This window comes from Methylibium sp. (assembly GCF_965279545.1).
GTDB lineage: Bacteria > Pseudomonadota > Gammaproteobacteria > Burkholderiales > Burkholderiaceae_C > Methylibium.
Map to the genome: position 1 here is coordinate 1,319,542 of NZ_OZ257250.1, position 15,300 is coordinate 1,334,841.

At 68.5% G+C, this 15,300-nt stretch carries 16 protein-coding genes; 8 read left to right on the forward strand and 8 right to left on the reverse strand.

Features of this window, described 5'->3' with window-relative positions:
- The first annotated feature begins 35 nt into the window (after positions 1-35).
- From ACQY9S_RS06135 to ACQY9S_RS06145, 3 genes are read left to right on the forward strand one after another with little or no spacing between them, the layout of a single operon-like run.
- Positions 36-1,007, forward strand: coding sequence for a YgfZ/GcvT domain-containing protein (locus tag ACQY9S_RS06135; RefSeq protein ID WP_428423928.1), 972 nt, complete (start codon positions 36-38; stop codon positions 1,005-1,007).
- An 8-nt stretch (positions 1,008-1,015) separates the two neighbouring features.
- Positions 1,016-1,330: a DUF4936 family protein gene (locus ACQY9S_RS06140; RefSeq protein ID WP_428423930.1), complete on the forward strand. Its 315-nt coding sequence runs from the start codon at positions 1,016-1,018 to the stop codon at positions 1,328-1,330.
- A complete protein-coding gene (locus tag ACQY9S_RS06145; protein WP_428423932.1) occupies positions 1,318-2,289 on the forward strand; it encodes an NRDE family protein in 972 nt (323 codons plus the stop codon). Before ACQY9S_RS06140 ends, ACQY9S_RS06145 begins: the two co-directional genes overlap by 13 nt.
- A 16-nt stretch (positions 2,290-2,305) precedes the next feature.
- Here the strand turns inward: ACQY9S_RS06145 and ACQY9S_RS06150 are convergent, their stop codons facing one another.
- Positions 2,306-3,253 carry an asparaginase gene (locus tag ACQY9S_RS06150; protein ID WP_428423934.1) on the reverse strand — a complete coding sequence of 316 codons (948 nt, stop codon included), beginning with the start codon at positions 3,251-3,253 and terminating at the stop codon, positions 2,306-2,308.
- Between the two features lie 97 nt (positions 3,254-3,350).
- On the opposite strand from ACQY9S_RS06150, the gene lexA reads away from it, so the two are divergent.
- Positions 3,351-4,028, forward strand: coding sequence for a transcriptional repressor LexA (gene lexA, locus ACQY9S_RS06155; RefSeq protein WP_428423936.1), 678 nt, complete (start codon positions 3,351-3,353; stop codon positions 4,026-4,028).
- Between the two features lie 97 nt (positions 4,029-4,125).
- Here lexA and ACQY9S_RS06160 read toward each other — a convergent pair whose 3' ends face one another.
- From ACQY9S_RS06160 to ACQY9S_RS06175, 4 genes are all read right to left on the reverse strand, one after another.
- Positions 4,126-4,344 carry a hypothetical protein gene (locus tag ACQY9S_RS06160; RefSeq protein ID WP_428423938.1) on the reverse strand — a complete coding sequence of 73 codons (219 nt, stop codon included), beginning with the start codon at positions 4,342-4,344 and terminating at the stop codon, positions 4,126-4,128.
- A 236-nt stretch (positions 4,345-4,580) separates the two neighbouring features.
- Complete coding sequence (gene phbB / locus ACQY9S_RS06165) at positions 4,581-5,318, reverse strand: acetoacetyl-CoA reductase (protein ID WP_428423940.1); 738 nt, start codon at positions 5,316-5,318, stop codon at positions 4,581-4,583.
- A gap of 133 nt (positions 5,319-5,451) precedes the next feature.
- Positions 5,452-6,633, reverse strand: coding sequence for an acetyl-CoA C-acetyltransferase (locus ACQY9S_RS06170; RefSeq protein ID WP_428423942.1), 1,182 nt, complete (start codon positions 6,631-6,633; stop codon positions 5,452-5,454).
- Between the two features lie 87 nt (positions 6,634-6,720).
- Positions 6,721-8,400, reverse strand: a complete 1,680-nt coding sequence (locus ACQY9S_RS06175) for a PHA/PHB synthase family protein (protein ID WP_428423944.1) — start codon at positions 8,398-8,400, stop codon at positions 6,721-6,723.
- 126 nt (positions 8,401-8,526) lie between these two features.
- On the opposite strand from ACQY9S_RS06175, the gene ACQY9S_RS06180 reads away from it, so the two are divergent.
- The gene (locus tag ACQY9S_RS06180; protein WP_428425604.1) at positions 8,527-8,823 is read left to right on the forward strand and encodes a hypothetical protein; all 297 of its coding nucleotides are present in this window, start codon (positions 8,527-8,529) and stop codon (positions 8,821-8,823) included.
- On the opposite strand, the gene pgeF is transcribed toward ACQY9S_RS06180, so the two are convergent.
- From pgeF to ACQY9S_RS06195, 3 genes are read right to left on the reverse strand one after another with little or no spacing between them, the layout of a single operon-like run.
- The gene (gene pgeF, locus ACQY9S_RS06185) at positions 8,737-9,447 is read right to left on the reverse strand and encodes a peptidoglycan editing factor PgeF (protein WP_428425606.1); all 711 of its coding nucleotides are present in this window, start codon (positions 9,445-9,447) and stop codon (positions 8,737-8,739) included. The genes ACQY9S_RS06180 and pgeF overlap by 87 nt on opposite strands.
- A gap of 59 nt (positions 9,448-9,506) precedes the next feature.
- Positions 9,507-10,148, reverse strand: a complete 642-nt coding sequence (gene maiA / locus ACQY9S_RS06190; protein WP_428423946.1) for a maleylacetoacetate isomerase — start codon at positions 10,146-10,148, stop codon at positions 9,507-9,509.
- A gap of 9 nt (positions 10,149-10,157) precedes the next feature.
- Positions 10,158-10,856: a fumarylacetoacetate hydrolase family protein gene (locus ACQY9S_RS06195; RefSeq protein WP_428423948.1), complete on the reverse strand. Its 699-nt coding sequence runs from the start codon at positions 10,854-10,856 to the stop codon at positions 10,158-10,160.
- 122 nt (positions 10,857-10,978) lie between these two features.
- On the opposite strand from ACQY9S_RS06195, the gene ACQY9S_RS06200 reads away from it, so the two are divergent.
- From ACQY9S_RS06200 to ACQY9S_RS06210, 3 genes are read left to right on the forward strand one after another with little or no spacing between them, the layout of a single operon-like run.
- A complete protein-coding gene (locus ACQY9S_RS06200; RefSeq protein WP_428423950.1) occupies positions 10,979-11,524 on the forward strand; it encodes an NUDIX hydrolase in 546 nt (181 codons plus the stop codon).
- Between the two features lie 16 nt (positions 11,525-11,540).
- Positions 11,541-13,706 carry a type I secretion system permease/ATPase gene (locus tag ACQY9S_RS06205; RefSeq protein WP_428423952.1) on the forward strand — a complete coding sequence of 722 codons (2,166 nt, stop codon included), beginning with the start codon at positions 11,541-11,543 and terminating at the stop codon, positions 13,704-13,706.
- Between the two features lies 1 nt (position 13,707).
- The gene (locus tag ACQY9S_RS06210; protein WP_428423954.1) at positions 13,708-15,144 is read left to right on the forward strand and encodes an HlyD family type I secretion periplasmic adaptor subunit; all 1,437 of its coding nucleotides are present in this window, start codon (positions 13,708-13,710) and stop codon (positions 15,142-15,144) included.
- The last annotated feature ends 156 nt before the right edge of the window (positions 15,145-15,300 follow it).

The window sequence follows — 15,300 nt, forward strand, 5'->3', positions numbered from 1 at the left end:
AGGCCTTCCGTGTCGGCGCTGATGATAATCAGCCCATGCCACATACCCTTCCCTCCAGTTCCTCTGCGGCGGATGGCGCCACGCGCCTCGTGCACAGCGGCGTGATCCGCGTCAGCGGTGCAGACGCGGCCAGCTTCCTGCATGGCCAGCTCACCAACGACATGACCGGGCTGGCCCTCGGCGAGGCCCGGCTGGCGGCCTACTGCTCGCCGAAGGGCCGCATGCTCGCGAGCTTCGTCGCCTTCAAGCGCAGTCGCGACGAGATCTGGCTCAGCTGCCGTGCCGACGTGCTGCCGGCGACGCTGAAGCGGCTGCGCATGTTCGTGCTGCGTGCCAAGGCGCAACTGAGCGAAGGCGGCGAGGATGCGGCGCAGCTGGGCCTGGTGGGTTCCAGTGCCATCGCCTGGCTGGCGCAGGCGCTGCCCGACGCGGCGAAAGCGGCGGTCTGGTCGAAACATGAACTCGGTACGGCGGCTGTGGTGCGCCTGCCCGACGGCGCCGGACAGGCACGCTGGCTGTGGGCTGGACCGGTGGCGGACGCCGAAGCAGTGCTGGCCGCCCTGCCCGCGCTCGCGCCGGACCGCTGGGACTGGCTCGAGGTGCGCAGCGGCGTTGCTCCCATCGTGGCGGCCACGGTCGAAGCCTTCGTGCCGCAGATGCTGAACTACGAACTGGTCGGTGGCGTGAATTTCCAGAAGGGCTGCTACCCCGGCCAGGAAATCGTCGCGCGCAGCCAGTACCGCGGCACGATCAAGCGGCGCGCCATGCTGGTCCACACCGAGGTCGCGACGCAGCCCGGCCAGGAGATCTTCTGGAGCGGTGACGCCGCGCAACCCAGCGGCCTCATCGCGCTCGCGGCACCGGCGCCCGAGGGGGGCTGGGACGCGCTGATCGAACTGAAGCTGGCCGCCCTCGACGATGGCAGCCTGCACCTGGGCGCCAATGACGGCGCCGTGCTGCAGCCACTGGCAATGCCTTACGCGGTACCGCGCGAAGCCACGGCCTGAGACCGGCCATGCGCGCTGCGCTGCCCGGGCGGCAGGAGCTGTTCATCTACTACCGCGTCCGGGAAGCGCATGAGCACACGCTGGCTGCGGCCGTGGGGCGCATGCAGGCCGGCCTGTGCGTGACGCATGCCGGCCTCGCCGCCCGGCTGATGCGCCGGCCCGACGGGCGCGACGGCCTGCACACCTGGATGGAGGCCTACGGTCTGCCACCGAACCCGGATGTCGCGGCGATCGCCGCCGACATCGAGCGCGCTGCACAGGTCCTCGCGCCCTGGATTGCCGGGCCACGACACGCCGAACACTTCATCGCATGTGCCTCGTAGCACTGGCACTCGACCAGGACCGGCGCTTTCCGCTGGTGCTCGCCTCGAATCGCGACGAGTTCTTCGATCGCCCGACCGCACGCCTGGCCTGGTGGGCACCGGAGGGCGGCGGCCCCGACATCCTCGGTGGCCGCGACCTGCAGGCCGGTGGCACCTGGCTGGGCCTGACCGCGGCAGGCCGGCTGGCCCTGGTGACCAATGTGCGCGCGCCGGTGAAGCAGGACCCGACGGCGCCGTCGCGCGGCGGGCTGGTGGCTCATTGGCTGCGTGGCGAACAGCCGCTCGATCGCTTCTGGACGCAGGTCGCGCTGTCGGGCTACAACGGCTTCAACCTGATCGCGGCCGACTTCGCGCGCGGCGAATGCCTGTGGGCCAGCAGCACGACCGCCCTGCCCCGCCGCATCGAACGCGGGCTCTACGGCCTGTCGAATGCCGGGCTGGACACGCCCTGGCCCAAGGTCACGCAGCTGAAGACACGGGTGAAGGCGGCGCTCGCGGGCCTGAGGGCGAACGAACCGGTCGATGTGCTGGCCGGCCGCCTGTTCGATGCGCTGATCGACCGGAGCCTGGCCGCCGATGCTGAACTCCCGTCGACCGGCATCCCTCACGACCTCGAGCGTCAACTCTCTGCCGCCTTCATCCGCACGACGGACGGGCGTTATGGCACGCGCTGCTCGACCCTGGTGCTCACCGAGCGCGTGAAGCGCCAGCTCGTCACCCATGTGTTCGAGCGCAGCTACGCCGTCGGCCCGGGCGTTGCGCTGCTGCGCCATTCGCGACTGCTCGACTGGCCGCCGCGCTACAGCGGCGCCGGGCAGATCCCTGCCGCGGCGGCGGAGTTGGTGTCCGAAAGTGCCGTCGAAGGTCCCGCCGCTGCGCCGCATTCGATCGAGGGGACGGCGGTCAAGCGCACCCGTGCGCGTGGCGTGATCAAACCAATCAAGCCAGCGCGCAGTTGAAGTCGGCGCGCGCCGCTCAGGTACGCGCCATCAACTCGAGCATCAAGTCGATGCGGGCCTGCAGCGGCGTCGGCGCGCCGCTGATCGGCAAGGCCGCCTTGCCGCTCGGCAGGACAGCGCCTTCGGCGACCCGCGTGCAGCGGCGCACGGCGACACCCGCGGCCTGTGCACGCAGCAGTGCCGCTTCCAGCGCATGATGCAGCGTGCCGTTGCCGGTGCCGGCGGCAATCAAGCCGTCGACACCTTGGGTCAGCAAGAGGGCATCGACCACCGCACCCGATGCACCGGCGTGGCTGCCCACGATCTCGACACGGGGCCACGGCGCGTCGAGTACCGCGATGCCGACCGGCACGCCCTGCGGCCAGTCGCGCAGGCGGCGCAAACCACCGTTCTCGAGGTGGCCGATCGGACCGGCATCGCCGCCACCGAAGGCATCGAGCCGGTAGGTGTGCTGCTTGCGGACATCGAAGGCGCCGTACACGGCGCCCGCCAGCACGGCGCACACGCCCGCAGCGCCCGGCACACGTGCCAACATGACCGCGTCGAGCAGGTTCTGCGGTCCGTCGGCCAGCAGCGCGGTGGCCGGCCGCATCGCGCCGGTCAGCACCACCGGCTTGGCCGGCGCCAGCACGCGTTGCAACAGATAGGCCGTTTCCTCGAGCGTGTCGGTACCGTGCGTGACCACGACGCCACCCACCTCGGGGCGCGCGAGGTGGTGCGCAACGCGATGGGCGAGCCTGCGCCACACCTCGAAGTCCATGTCCTTGCTGTCGATCTGGGCCACCTGCTCGGCTTCGATCGGCAGCCCGCCCAGCGCCGGCACCGCTGCCAGCACCTGCTCGACGCTCAACTGGGCCGCGGTGTAGCCGAGGCTGTCGGTGGCCGCGGCGGCGGTGCCGGCGATCGTGCCGCCGGTCGCCAGGATCACGGTGCACGCCACGGTTGCGGTGTCTGGGCTTTGCATTTTCCGAGAAGCTGGATAAAAATACAGTGACTGGATAAAAATTCAGTGCGCGAGGCCGGTTTGAGCCCTGCGCTTCGGACATCCGCAGGAGCCCCGCATGGACGACGCCCCCAAACTCACCGCCCGGCAGCAACAGATTCTCGATCTGGTGCAGACCTCGATCGAGCGCACCGGCTCGCCACCGACGCGTGCCGAGATCGCGGCCGAACTGGGCTTTCGTTCCGCCAATGCCGCCGAAGAGCATCTGCAGGCCCTCGCCCGCAAGGGCGTGATCGAACTGGTAGGCGGCACTTCGCGCGGCATCCGTTTGAAGTCTGACACATTGCGCTCGCTCAACCAGCTGCGCAACAAGCAGTTCTCACTGCCGCTGCCGAGTCTGTCGCAGCTGATGCTGCCGCTGGTCGGGCGCGTCGCGGCCGGCAGCCCGATCCTGGCCCAGGAACACATCGACCAGACCTATGCGGTCGAGGCCAGCATGTTCCCGCGCCGCCCCGACTACCTGCTCAAGGTGCGCGGCATGAGCATGCGCGACGCGGGCATCCTCGACGGCGACCTGCTCGCGGTGCAGAAAGCCAAGGACGCCAAGAACGGCCAGATCGTCGTCGCCCGGCTGGGCGATGAAGTCACGGTCAAGCGCTTCCGGCGCGTGCGCGGAACGATCGAGCTGCTGCCGGAGAACCCGGACTTCCAACCCATCGTCGTCACGGCGGAGAGCGGCGAGTTCGAGATCGAGGGCCTGGCCGTCGGGCTGATCCGCAACACCCTGCTGATGTGAGGCAGGCCATGGCACACCGCTGAACCCTCTGGTCCCCTGCAGGTGGTGGGCATGCGCGCCGCACGGCGTGTTATCCCGCAGGCCGGACCGATCGACGTCAATCCTGCTGAACTTCCGTTTGGAGATTCACCATGGTCATGATCTTGTGGAACCCCTTGAAGCGCTGGTGGCAGACGGCCTTCCAGGCACCCGCGCCCGCGGCGGTGCCGGCACTCGTTCTCAGGCCGCCAGCATCCAGAAGCAGGCCCGTCGGCAGATCGCAGAGATCGCAGCCGGTGACGCCGTTCAGGGCACAACTCCCGTGCACCGCGGGCATCCATGGTGCACGGCGTGCGGCCAGGCGGTTCTGGATGACGCTGGACCCCGAGGATCAGCGGCGTGCCGCGATCGGGGGCTCGTTCGCGGAAGTGTGCGCTGCGCTCGAGAGCCTTGCGGCTCTCGAAGAGCGGCGTGTCTAGCCACGGAATACACCTCGGATCGAACGCCAGTCACTGACGGCCCCCGTGGACTGACGCTCGAGAGCCGGACAGACCGCCCGGCTCGTTCCAGGCGTCAGCCCATGTGCAGGCCGCCGTTCACCGAGAAATCGGCGCCAGTGGCAAAGCCCGATTCTTCCGAGGCCACCCACGACACCATCGAGGCGATGTCTTCGGGTGTGCCGAGCCGCTTGACGGGAATGGTCGCCACGATCTTGTCGAGCACATCCTGGCGGATCGCGCGGACCATTTCCGTGCCGATGTAGCCCGGGCTCACGGTGTTGACGGTCACGCCCTTGCTCGCCACTTCCTGCGCCAGCGCCATCGTGAAGCCGTGCATGCCGGCCTTGGCCGCCGAGTAGTTGGTCTGCCCGAACTGGCCCTTCTCGCCGTTCACCGAGCTGATGTTGATGATGCGGCCCCACCCGGCGTCGGTCATCTCGTCGATGACCTGCTTGGTGACGTTGAACAGGCTGTCGAGGTTGGTGCTGATCACCGCGCTCCAGTCCTCGCGGGTCATCTTGCGGAACATGCCGTCGCGTGTGATGCCGGCGTTGTTGACCAGCACGCTGACCGGACCGTGCTGGGCTTTGACCTCCTTGAAGGCTTCGACCGTCGACTCCCATTCGGCCACATTGCCGACCGAGGCATGGAAGGTGAAATCGAGGGCTGCCTGCTCGTCGAGCCACTTCTTGAAGTCGCGGCTCGGGCCACAGCCGGCCACGACGGTGAAACCATCCTTGTGCAAACGCTGGCAGATCGCGGTGCCGATGCCGCCCATGCCCCCCGTGACGTATGCGACTTTCTTGCTCATTGTTGTGCTCCTCTGTAGTTTGCGATGGCCGATCTAGCGTCGCGTGCCGGTCGCAACGGGTCAAGGGTATTCGCCCGATGCGGGCTCACCCTTATGTCTTGTTGGATGTGCCCCGCCTTGGGGGCGCGACCACTCAGCGCTCCACGGTCAATGCAACACCCATGCCGCCGCCGATGCACAGCGAGGCGATGCCCCGCTTGCCGCCGCGGCGCTGCATCTCGTGCAGCAGGGTGACCAGGATGCGGCAACCGGACGCACCGATCGGGTGGCCGATCGCGATCGCTCCGCCATTGACGTTGACCTTGCTCGTGTCCCAACCCATCTCGTTGTGCACCGCACAGGCCTGGGCGGCGAACGCCTCGTTGATTTCCAGCAGGTCCAGATCCGCCGGCTTCCAGCCTGCGCGCTCGAGCGCACGCTTGCTGGCCGGCACCGGGCCCATGCCCATCAGGGCCGGGTCGATGCCGGCGCTCGCGTAGGAAGCGATGCGCGCCAGCGGCTTCAGGCCCAGTTGGTCGGCCTTCTTGGCACTCATCACGAGCACGGCCGCGGCGCCGTCGTTCAGACCCGAGGCATTGCCCGCGGTGACACCGCCCGCCTTGTCGAAGGCCGGGCGCAGACCGGCGAGCACTTCGGCGTTGGTCTTTCGGTTGATGAACTCGTCGGCCGCGAACACGATCGGGTCGCCCTTCCTCTGGGCGATGCTGAACGGAACGATCTCGTCCTTGAACTTCCCGGCGTCTTGCGCCGCCGCGGCCTTTTGCTGGGACGCCAGCGCCAGCGCGTCCTGCTGTTCGCGGGTGATGCCGTACTTCTTGGCCACGTTCTCGGCGGTGATGCCCATGTGGTACTGGTTGTAGACGTCCCACAGGCCGTCGACGATCATCGAATCGACCAGCTTCCAGTCCCCCATGCGCTGACCGTCGCGCGAACCCGGCAGCACGTGCGGTGCCAGGCTCATGCTCTCTTGCCCTCCAGCGATCACGATCTCGGCATCGCCATCGCGAATGGCCTGCGCTGCCAGCATCACGGCCTTCAGGCCCGAGCCGCAGACCTTGTTGATGGTCATCGCGGGCACGCTTTGCGGCAGACCGGCCTTGATGACGGACTGACGCGCCGGGTTCTGGCCGCTGCCGGCGGTGAGCACCTGGCCGAGGATCACTTCGCTGATCTGCTCGCCGGTCAAGCCGCTGCGCGTCAGCAGCGCCTGGATCACGGCGGCGCCGAGTTCCGGTGCAGGGGTCTTGGCGAGCGCGCCGCCGAACTTGCCCACGGCGGTGCGAGCGGCGCTGACGATCACGATGTCGGTGGTCATGAGAAGTCTCCTTGCGGGTGTGACCGGGGATGAGCGATTCCGCGGCGATGGGTTGAGGGTATGTTCGTGCAGGCGGCGCCGAGACCGTCAGGCCTTGACTTTGACGTAGCGCCCCGGCGCGGGTTCAATGACCTTGTGGGTCCGGTCGCCGGGCGTCTTCGGTGCGGGGACCAGTTTGCCCCCCAGCGGCCCCAGCCAATCGGCCCAGGCCGGCCACCAGCTGCCGGGATGCTCGGTGGCTCCCTCGAACCAGGCGTCGGCCGTCTTCGGCAGCCGCGTGTTGATCCAGTGGCAGCGCTTGTTCTTCGCCGGCGGGTTGATGACACCCGCGATGTGGCCGGACGCGCCCAGCACGAACTGCTTCTTGCCCGGCAACACCTCGACGGACGCGTAGGCGCTCTGCCACGGCACGATATGGTCTTCGCGCGAGGCGTAGATGAAGGTCGGCAGCTTCACCTTGCGCAGATCGAGCGGCTGACCGCATACCGTGAGCTTGCCCGGCTTGACGAGGTTGTTCTCGAGGTAGGTGTGGCGCAAATACCAGCAGTACATCGGACCCGGCAGGTTGGTGCTGTCGGAGTTCCAGTACAGCAAGTCGAAAGGCGGCGGCGTCTCGCCCTTCAGGTAGTTGCCGACCACGTAGTTCCAGACCAGATCGTTCGGCCGCAGGAAGCTGAAGGTTGCGGCCAGTTCCTTGCCCTTGAGCAAGCCGCCCTGTCCGAGCGCCATCTCGCGCATGCGCACCATCTGCTCGTCGACGAACAGATCGAGCACGCCGGTGTCGGTGAAATCGAGAAAGCTGGTCAGCAGGGTCAGGCTCGCCGCCGGCTCGTCGCCGCGCGCCGCCAGCACGGCCAGCGCGGTTGCCAGCAAGGTGCCGCCGATGCAGAAGCCCACCGCGTTGATCTGTTCCTGCTTCGCGATCGCCTGCACCTCGCGGATCGCGCGGATGACCGCGTCCTCGATGTAGTCGTCCCAGGTCTTGTGCTCGAGGCTTTCGTCGGCATTGACCCAGCTGAGCATGAACACGCGGTGGCCCTGGCTCACCGCGTAGCGCACCAGCGAGTTCTCGGGCTGCAAGTCCATGATGTAGAACTTGTTGATGCACGGCGGCACGATCAGCAGCGGCCGCTCGTGCACCTTCGCCGTCAACGGCTTGTATTCGACCAGCTGGAACAGCTCGTTCTCGAACACCACCGAGCCCTCGGTCGTCGCCACGTTGCGGCCGACTTCGAACAGGCTCTCGTCGGTCTGCGACAGATGCCCCTGGCGCACGTCGTGCCAGAGGTGCTGCAGGCCCTGCGTGATGCTTTCCCCCTGCGAGTCGAGCGCCTTGCGCTGCGCTTCCGGGTTCAGTGCCAGGTAATTGGCCGGCGAGACCGCATCGATCCACTGCTGCACCGCGAAGCGGATGCGCTGGCGGGTCTTCTCGTCAGCCTGCACCTGGTCGGCCAGTTGCAGCAGCGTGCGGGCGTTCAGCATGTACATGCCCGCCGTGAAGGCGGCCGCCGGGTTGGACAACCAGTCCTTGGCTGCGAAACGACGGTCGGCCGGCAGCGCCTTGTCGGCGCCCTGGGTCGCCTGGTTCCACAGCGCGGCTGCCTCGCTCACGTAGCTCGATTGCAGCGCCGGCAAGGCATCGGCCGGGAGTTGCACGCCGGTCATGCCCTTCAGCGCCTGGGTCCAACCCTCGGCCAATTGCTGAGCAGACTGGGCGAAGTCCATGCCCGGGGCGACGCCGCCCCAACCGGTTGCGCCTGTATTCATCTGTCTCCTCGTGTATCAGCCACTCGCCGTCGATGGTCGGCCACCCGCAGGGTTTCGTTGAACCCCTTGTCGTTGCGTGCCGCACTGAACCATTATCCTGCTCACCCTTGCGCAGAACTGAATCCAATGTACTTGGTTGCGATTGCCTGGCTCTACGTGGCCCTGATGATGGCCGTGGCGGAGGCCACTCACAGCCAGGGCAGCGTGCTCGGCGCGCTGATCACGTTCTTTCTCTACGGGCTGGGGCCGATGGCGCTGGTGATCTACCTGTTGAGCACACCTGCCCGCCGCAAGGCCCGCCGGCGGGCCGAGGCACAGGCCGCCGCGGCGGCGGCTTCACGACCGCTCGATCCACACGGCGGCGGCCATGCGCCCGCTGTTGCCGTGGACGGGTCGGTCACGGCGGAACGAAAAGAACCGTGATGCGTCCTCGACGGTGCACCAGGCACCGCCACTGACGCGGTTGAGGCCGAGCGCCGCCAGCCGGTCGCGCGCCAGGCCGGGCAGATCGGCCAGCCATTTGCCCGAGGGCAGCGGTACGAATCGCGGATGAGCGGCGTGGGGCGCCACGCCGAAGCCGGCCAACACATCGGCGCCGACTTCGAACTGCCGCGGTCCGATGCAGGGGCCGAGCCAGGCTTCCAACTCGCCGGGAGCGCAGGCAGCGGCTTCGCACAGCGCCTGCACGGTGGCCTCCAGCACACCGGCCGACAGGCCGCGCCAGCCGGCATGGGCGCCGGCCACGCCGCGCGCACCGGGCGCGGCGAACAGCACTGGCAGACAGTCCGCTACCTGGATCACGCAGGCCACCCCGGGCTCGGTCGTCCAGCTGGCATCGGCCTCGGGTGGCGCGTCCGGCACCTCGGCGAGCGGCAGACGAACCGCTCGCACGCCATGCACCTGCCGCAGGAAGACGGGCGTGGCGCCGAGCGCCGCAGCGAAGCGTGCCCGGTTCTCGGCCACCGCCTGCGGATCGTCACCGACGGCGCTGCCGAGGTTGAGGCTGGCATACACGCCTTCGCTGACACCGCCGCTGCGCGTGCTCATCAGCGCGCCGACGCGCTCCCCCGCGAAGCGGGGCTTCAGGGCGCCGGCGAGCGCAGCCTTCACGCCTCGAAGTCCGGGCAGGACGAGGGCTGGGCGCGCTGGAACGCCTCCTGCGCCATGCAGGCCTCGAACACCCGCATCACCGTCGGTACATGGTCGAGCGGGCAGCCGAAGCGCTGTGCATTGAAGATCTGCGGCACCAGCACGCAGTCGGCCAGGGTCGGCGCATCGCCGTGGCAGAAGCGTCCCGTCTGCGGTTCCCGCACGAGGCGCTGCTCGACCACGCCCAGCCCCTGGGCAACCCAGTGCCGGTACCAGGCGTTCTTGGGCTCCTCGCCCACCTGCAGGTCGCGCACCAGGTAGCGCAGCACGCGCAGGTTGTTCAGCGGGTGAATCTCGCAGGCGACATCCAGCGCCAGCGAGCGGATGCGCGCACGGTCCAGCGCGGTGCCCGGCAGCAGGGAGGGCTGCGGATACACCTCGTCGAGGTATTCGATGATCGCCAGCGACTGGCTGATCGAGGCTTCGCCGTCGACCAGTTGCGGCACCAGCCGGGCGCTCGACACGGCACCATAGGCATCGGCCAGGTGCTCGTTCCTGCCGAGGTGCACGGCGCGGTAGTCGAAGGCCAGCCCTTTCAGCGCCAGTGCGATGCGCACGCGAAACGCCGCGGAGGAGCGAAAGTAGCTGTACAGCTCCACGGCGATCGCTCAGTCGGTGATGCGCACGCGCAGCGGCTCCAGGCCTTCGACGCGGGCCTCGAGCAGATCGCCGGCCACGACCGCTGCGACGCCCTCCGGCGTGCCGGTGTAGATCAGGTCGCCGGGCGCCAGCGTCCAGGCGGCCGACAGGTGTTCGATGATCTCGGCCACGCTCCAGATCATGCGGTCGATGTGACTGACCTGGCGCACCGTGCCATTGACGTCGAGCACGATCGGCGCGCGGTGGATGCCGGGCACCTGCGCCGCCGGCGTGAGCGGCCCGATGGGCGCAGAGGCCTCGAAGCCCTTGCCGATGTCCCAGGGGCGACCGGCCTTCTTCATGTCGTTCTGCAGATCGCGCCGGGTCATGTCGAGACCGACCGCGTAACCCCACACATGGCGCAGCGCCTCGGCGGCCGGGATGTCGCGTCCGCCCTGCCCGATCGCCACCACCAGCTCGACTTCGTGGTGCAGGTTCTTCGTCAGACTGGGATAGGGCATCGCGCCGATCGCGCCGGCCTCGACCGGCAGCACCGCGTCGGCCGGCTTCATGAAGAAGAACGGCGCTTCACGGCCGGTGCCGCCCATCTCGATCGCGTGCTCGGCGTAGTTGCGTCCGACACAGTAGATGCGGCGCACCGGGAAACGCTCGCTTTTGCCGTGCACGGCGATGCTGGGCGTGGTGGGCGGGGCAATCACGTGATTCATGGTCGTCATGGTCGTCATGGTCGCAGAGATGCGGCGTGAATCTCTGAAGATGATGCCACGCGGCCTCGAGCTTCACCCGGCATGGCGCTCGTTCTCCGCACGCGCCGGTACACTCGCCGGCCATGTTCCTTGTGCGCAGCTTCCAGCATTGCAAAGCTTGTGGCGGTGCCATCGAATACCGCATCCCGGCGGACGACAGCCGCGAACGCGCGGTCTGCACGGTCTGCGAGGCCATCCACTACGAGAACCCGTTGAACGTGGTCGGCACGCTGCCGGTCTGGGGTGAGCAGGTTCTGTTGTGCCGGCGAGCGATCGAGCCGCGCCACGGCCTGTGGACGCTGCCGGCCGGTTTCATGGAGCTCGGCGAGACCCTCGAGCAAGGCGCGCTGCGCGAGACCGACGAGGAAGCCGGCGCCCGTGTCACGCTCCAGGGCCTGTTTTCGGTGCTGAACGTGGTGCGCGTCGGCCAGGTGCACTTCTTCTACCGGGCGCAGCTGCAGAACCTCGATTTCGCGCCGGGCGTCGAGTCGCTCGAGGTCGCGCTGTTCCACGAAGCCGAGATTCCCTGGGAGCAACTGGCCTTCCGAACGACGGCCGAAACGCTGCGACGCTATTTCGCCGACCGTGTCCGAGGTCAATTCGGGCTGCATTGTGCCGATATCGCATGAGCACACTCATGCCCCGATGACCCCGCTGCCCTCCTCCGCTCCCACGACCCGCCTGCGCGAAGACCTGATCCACCCCGACCCGCTGCTGGACTGCCTGCTGGAAGTCTGCCGCCTGCACGGAGTGGCCGCGTCCCGCGCCTCGCTGTCGGCCGGCCTGCCGCTGGTCGACGGCCGGCTGACGCTGGCACTGGCCGAGCGCGCCGCGAGCCGCGCGGCAATGACCGCCCGTCTGCAACGGGTGGCACTCGACGCCATCGATCCCGCCACGCTGCCGGCCATCGCCGTGCTGCACGGCGAGCGCGCCTGCGTGCTGCTGGGGCGCGACGAAGCCGGCGCCTGGCGGGTGCTGCTGCCCGAGACCGGCGCTGGCGCCGTGGGCTTGAGCGCCGACGAACTGGCGGCGCGTTACAGCGGCGTGACGCTGTTCGTGCGGCCGCAGTTCCGCTTCGACGAGCGCACGCCCGAAGTGCGCCCCACGCGCGCCGGCCACTGGTTCTGGAGCGCGGTGCTGGCGCAGCGCCACGTCTACCGCGACGTGCTGTGGGCCGCGCTGCTGATCAACCTGTTCGCGATCGCCTTCCCGCTGTTCTCGATGAACGTCTACGACCGCGTGGTGCCGAACCATGCGCAGGAGACGCTGTGGGCGCTGGCGATCGGCGTGCTGATCGTCATCAGTGCCGACCTCTTCATGCGCATGCTGCGCAGCCATTTCGTCGACGAGGCCAGCGCACGCATCGACGTGCAGATCTCGGCCACCCTGATGGAGCGCGTGCTCGGCATGCAGCTGTCCCACCGTCCTGCCGCGGTGGGCTCCTTCGCATCCAACCTGCGCGGCTTCGAGCAGGTGCGCGACTTCATCGCTTCGGGCACCGTCACGGCGCTGATCGATCTGCCCTTCGCACTGCTGTTCGTGGGCGTGATGGTCTGGCTGTCGCCATGGCTGGCGATCCCCGTGGTGCTTGCCTTCGTGCTGATCGTGGTGATCGGCTACATCCTGCAGCACCGGCTGCACGAGCTGTCGCAGGCCACGTGGCAGGCCGGCGCGCAGCGCAATGCAACGCTGATCGAGAGTCTGACCGCGATCGAGACCGTCAAGACCCAGGGCGCTGAAAGCGTGATCCAGGCGCGCTGGGAGCAGACGAATGCCCACCTGGCGGGCATCAACATGCGCATGCGCGGCCTGTCCTCGGGCGCGCTGTCCGCCACCGCGTGGCTGACGCAGCTGGTGAGCGTGTCGCTGATCGTCGTCGGCGTCTACCTGATCGGCGACCGCCAGTTGACGATGGGCGCGCTGATCGCAGCGACGATGCTGAGCGGCCGTGCGCTGGCGCCGGCCGGGCAGATCGTCGGGCTGCTGCTGCAGTACCAAGGGGCCGTGACGGCGCTGGAGTCGCTGGAGAAGATCATGGCGCAGCCGGTCGAGCGACCGCCCGGCAACGCCTTCATCCACCGCCGCGAGCTGCGTGGCGACATCGAGTTTCGCGAGGTCCATTTCGCCTACCCGGGTCGCTCCGACAGCGCACTCGACGGCGTGAGCTTCAAGATCGCCGCCGGCGAGCGGGTGGCCTTGATCGGCAAGGTCGGCTCGGGCAAGAGCACGATCGAGAAGCTGATGCTCGGCCTGTACGCACCGACCGCCGGTGCGGTGCTGCTCGACGGCATCGACCTGCGCCAGCTCGACCCGGCCGACGTGCGCCGCAACCTCGGCTACGTCTCGCAGGACGTGACGCTCTTCTTCGGCACCCTGCGCGAGAACATTGCCTTCGGCCTGCCCTACGCCGACGACGACGCCATCGTGGCGGCGGCCGAGGTCGCCGGCCTCGGCGAATTCGTCAACCGTCATCCGCGCGGCTTCGACATGCCGGTCGGCGAGCGCGGCGAATCGCTGTCGGGGGGGCAGCGCCAGAGCGTGGGCCTGGCGCGCGCCCTGTTGCACAACGCGCCGCTCCTGCTGCTCGACGAGCCGACCAGCGCCATGGATTTCGCGACCGAGGCCCATGTGACGGCGCGCGTGACCGAGTTCGCGCGCGGCAAGACCGTGGTGCTGGTCACGCACCGCACCTCCTTGCTGCCGATGGCGACGCGGCTGATCGTCGTCGACCAGGGCCGGATCGTCGCCGACGGCCCGCGCGAGCAGATCATGCAGGCGCTCGCCGCTGGCCGCATCACCAGGGCTGCCTAGCATGAGCGCCGACGACACACCGCCGCTGCGCCTGATGCGCGCCGGTCGCGCGCTGCTGGCGCTGCTGGAGCGTTTGCGTCTGCTGCTCGATCCGCTGACGAAGCACGTGTTCGGCCCGGTGGCTCCCCAGGCGCCGGCCGGCAGCGCCGGCTACGACGCCCAGCCCGAAGCCCTGTTGGCACGGGCTCGCACGCAGCGCGCACAGACCATCGTGCGTGCGGCGGTCTGCGTGGTGGCGCTGCTGCTCGTCTGGGCAGCACTGGCCAGGATCGACGAGGTGACGCGCGGCGACGGCAAGGTGATCCCGTCGCGGCAGTTGCAGGTGATCCAGTCGCTCGACGGCGGAGTGGTGTCCGAGATCCTGGTGCGCGAAGGCCAGGTGGTCGAGGCGGGCCAGCTGCTGCTGCGCATCGACGAGACGCGCGCCACCTCGGGTGTGCGCGAGAACGCGGCGCAGAGCTTTGCGCTGCTGGCACGGCAGGCGCGGCTGCGGGCCTTGGCTGAAGGCAATCCGTTCCAGCCACCGCCGCCGAGCGCCGATCCGGAAGAGCGGCGCATCCTCGAAGAGGAGCGGCGGCTGTACGAATCGCGCCAGTCCGAGCTCTCCACCATCGTGTCGATCAGCCGTCAACAGCTGATGCAGCGCGAGCAGGAACTCAACGAGGCCCGGTCGCGCCGCGCATCGGCCGAGCGCGGGCTGGATCTGTCGCAGCAGGAACTGGCGAAGACCCGCCCGCTGCTGGCCTCCGGCGCGGTCTCGGAGGTCGACATCCTGCGGCTCGAGCGCGACCTGAGCAAATACCGCGGCGACGTCGAGCAGGCCGGCGCCCAGATCGCACGCGTGCTGGCCGCCGTCGGCGAGGCCCAGCGCAAGATCCAGGAGACCGAGATCGCCTTTCGCAACGAGGCCCGCAAGGAGTTGGCCGACGTGATGGGCCGCATGAACGCACTGACCGAAGGGCGCGTCGCGTTGAGCGACAAGGTCGACAAGGCCCAGGTCAAGTCGCCGGTCCGCGGGCGGGTGCAGCGCCTGCTGGCCAACACCGTCGGCGGCGTGGTGCAGTCGGGCCGCGACATCGTCGAGGTCGTCCCGCTCGACGATGCCTTGGTGCTGGAGGCACGCGTGGTCCCGCGCGACATCGGTTTCATTCATCCCGGCCAGCAGGCCACCGTGAAGTTCACGGCCTATGACTTCTCGATCTACGGCGGTCTCGACGCCAAGGTCGAGAACATCAGTCCCGACACCGTGGTCGACGAAAAGGGCAATGCGTTCTTCGTCGTGCGGGTGCGCACGCTGCAGTCGCAGCTCGGCGACAAGCTGCCGATCATCCCCGGCATGACGGCCGAGGTCGACATCCTGACCGGCAAGAAGACGGTGATGTCCTACCTGCTCAAGCCGGTGCTGCGCGGCAAGGCCTACGCGCTCTCGGAACGGTGACGGTTGAGCCGGTCGACCGCTCTTCCCACCCTTCGAAGTTCCACCAAGCCGGCACGGCTTGAGGCAGCCGGCCGAAAACCTTAAGTTCAATTTCGATGCTGATTTCGTGCGTGGCATCACGACCAGGCATCGATCGAGCTGAATAAGGCAAGCCGT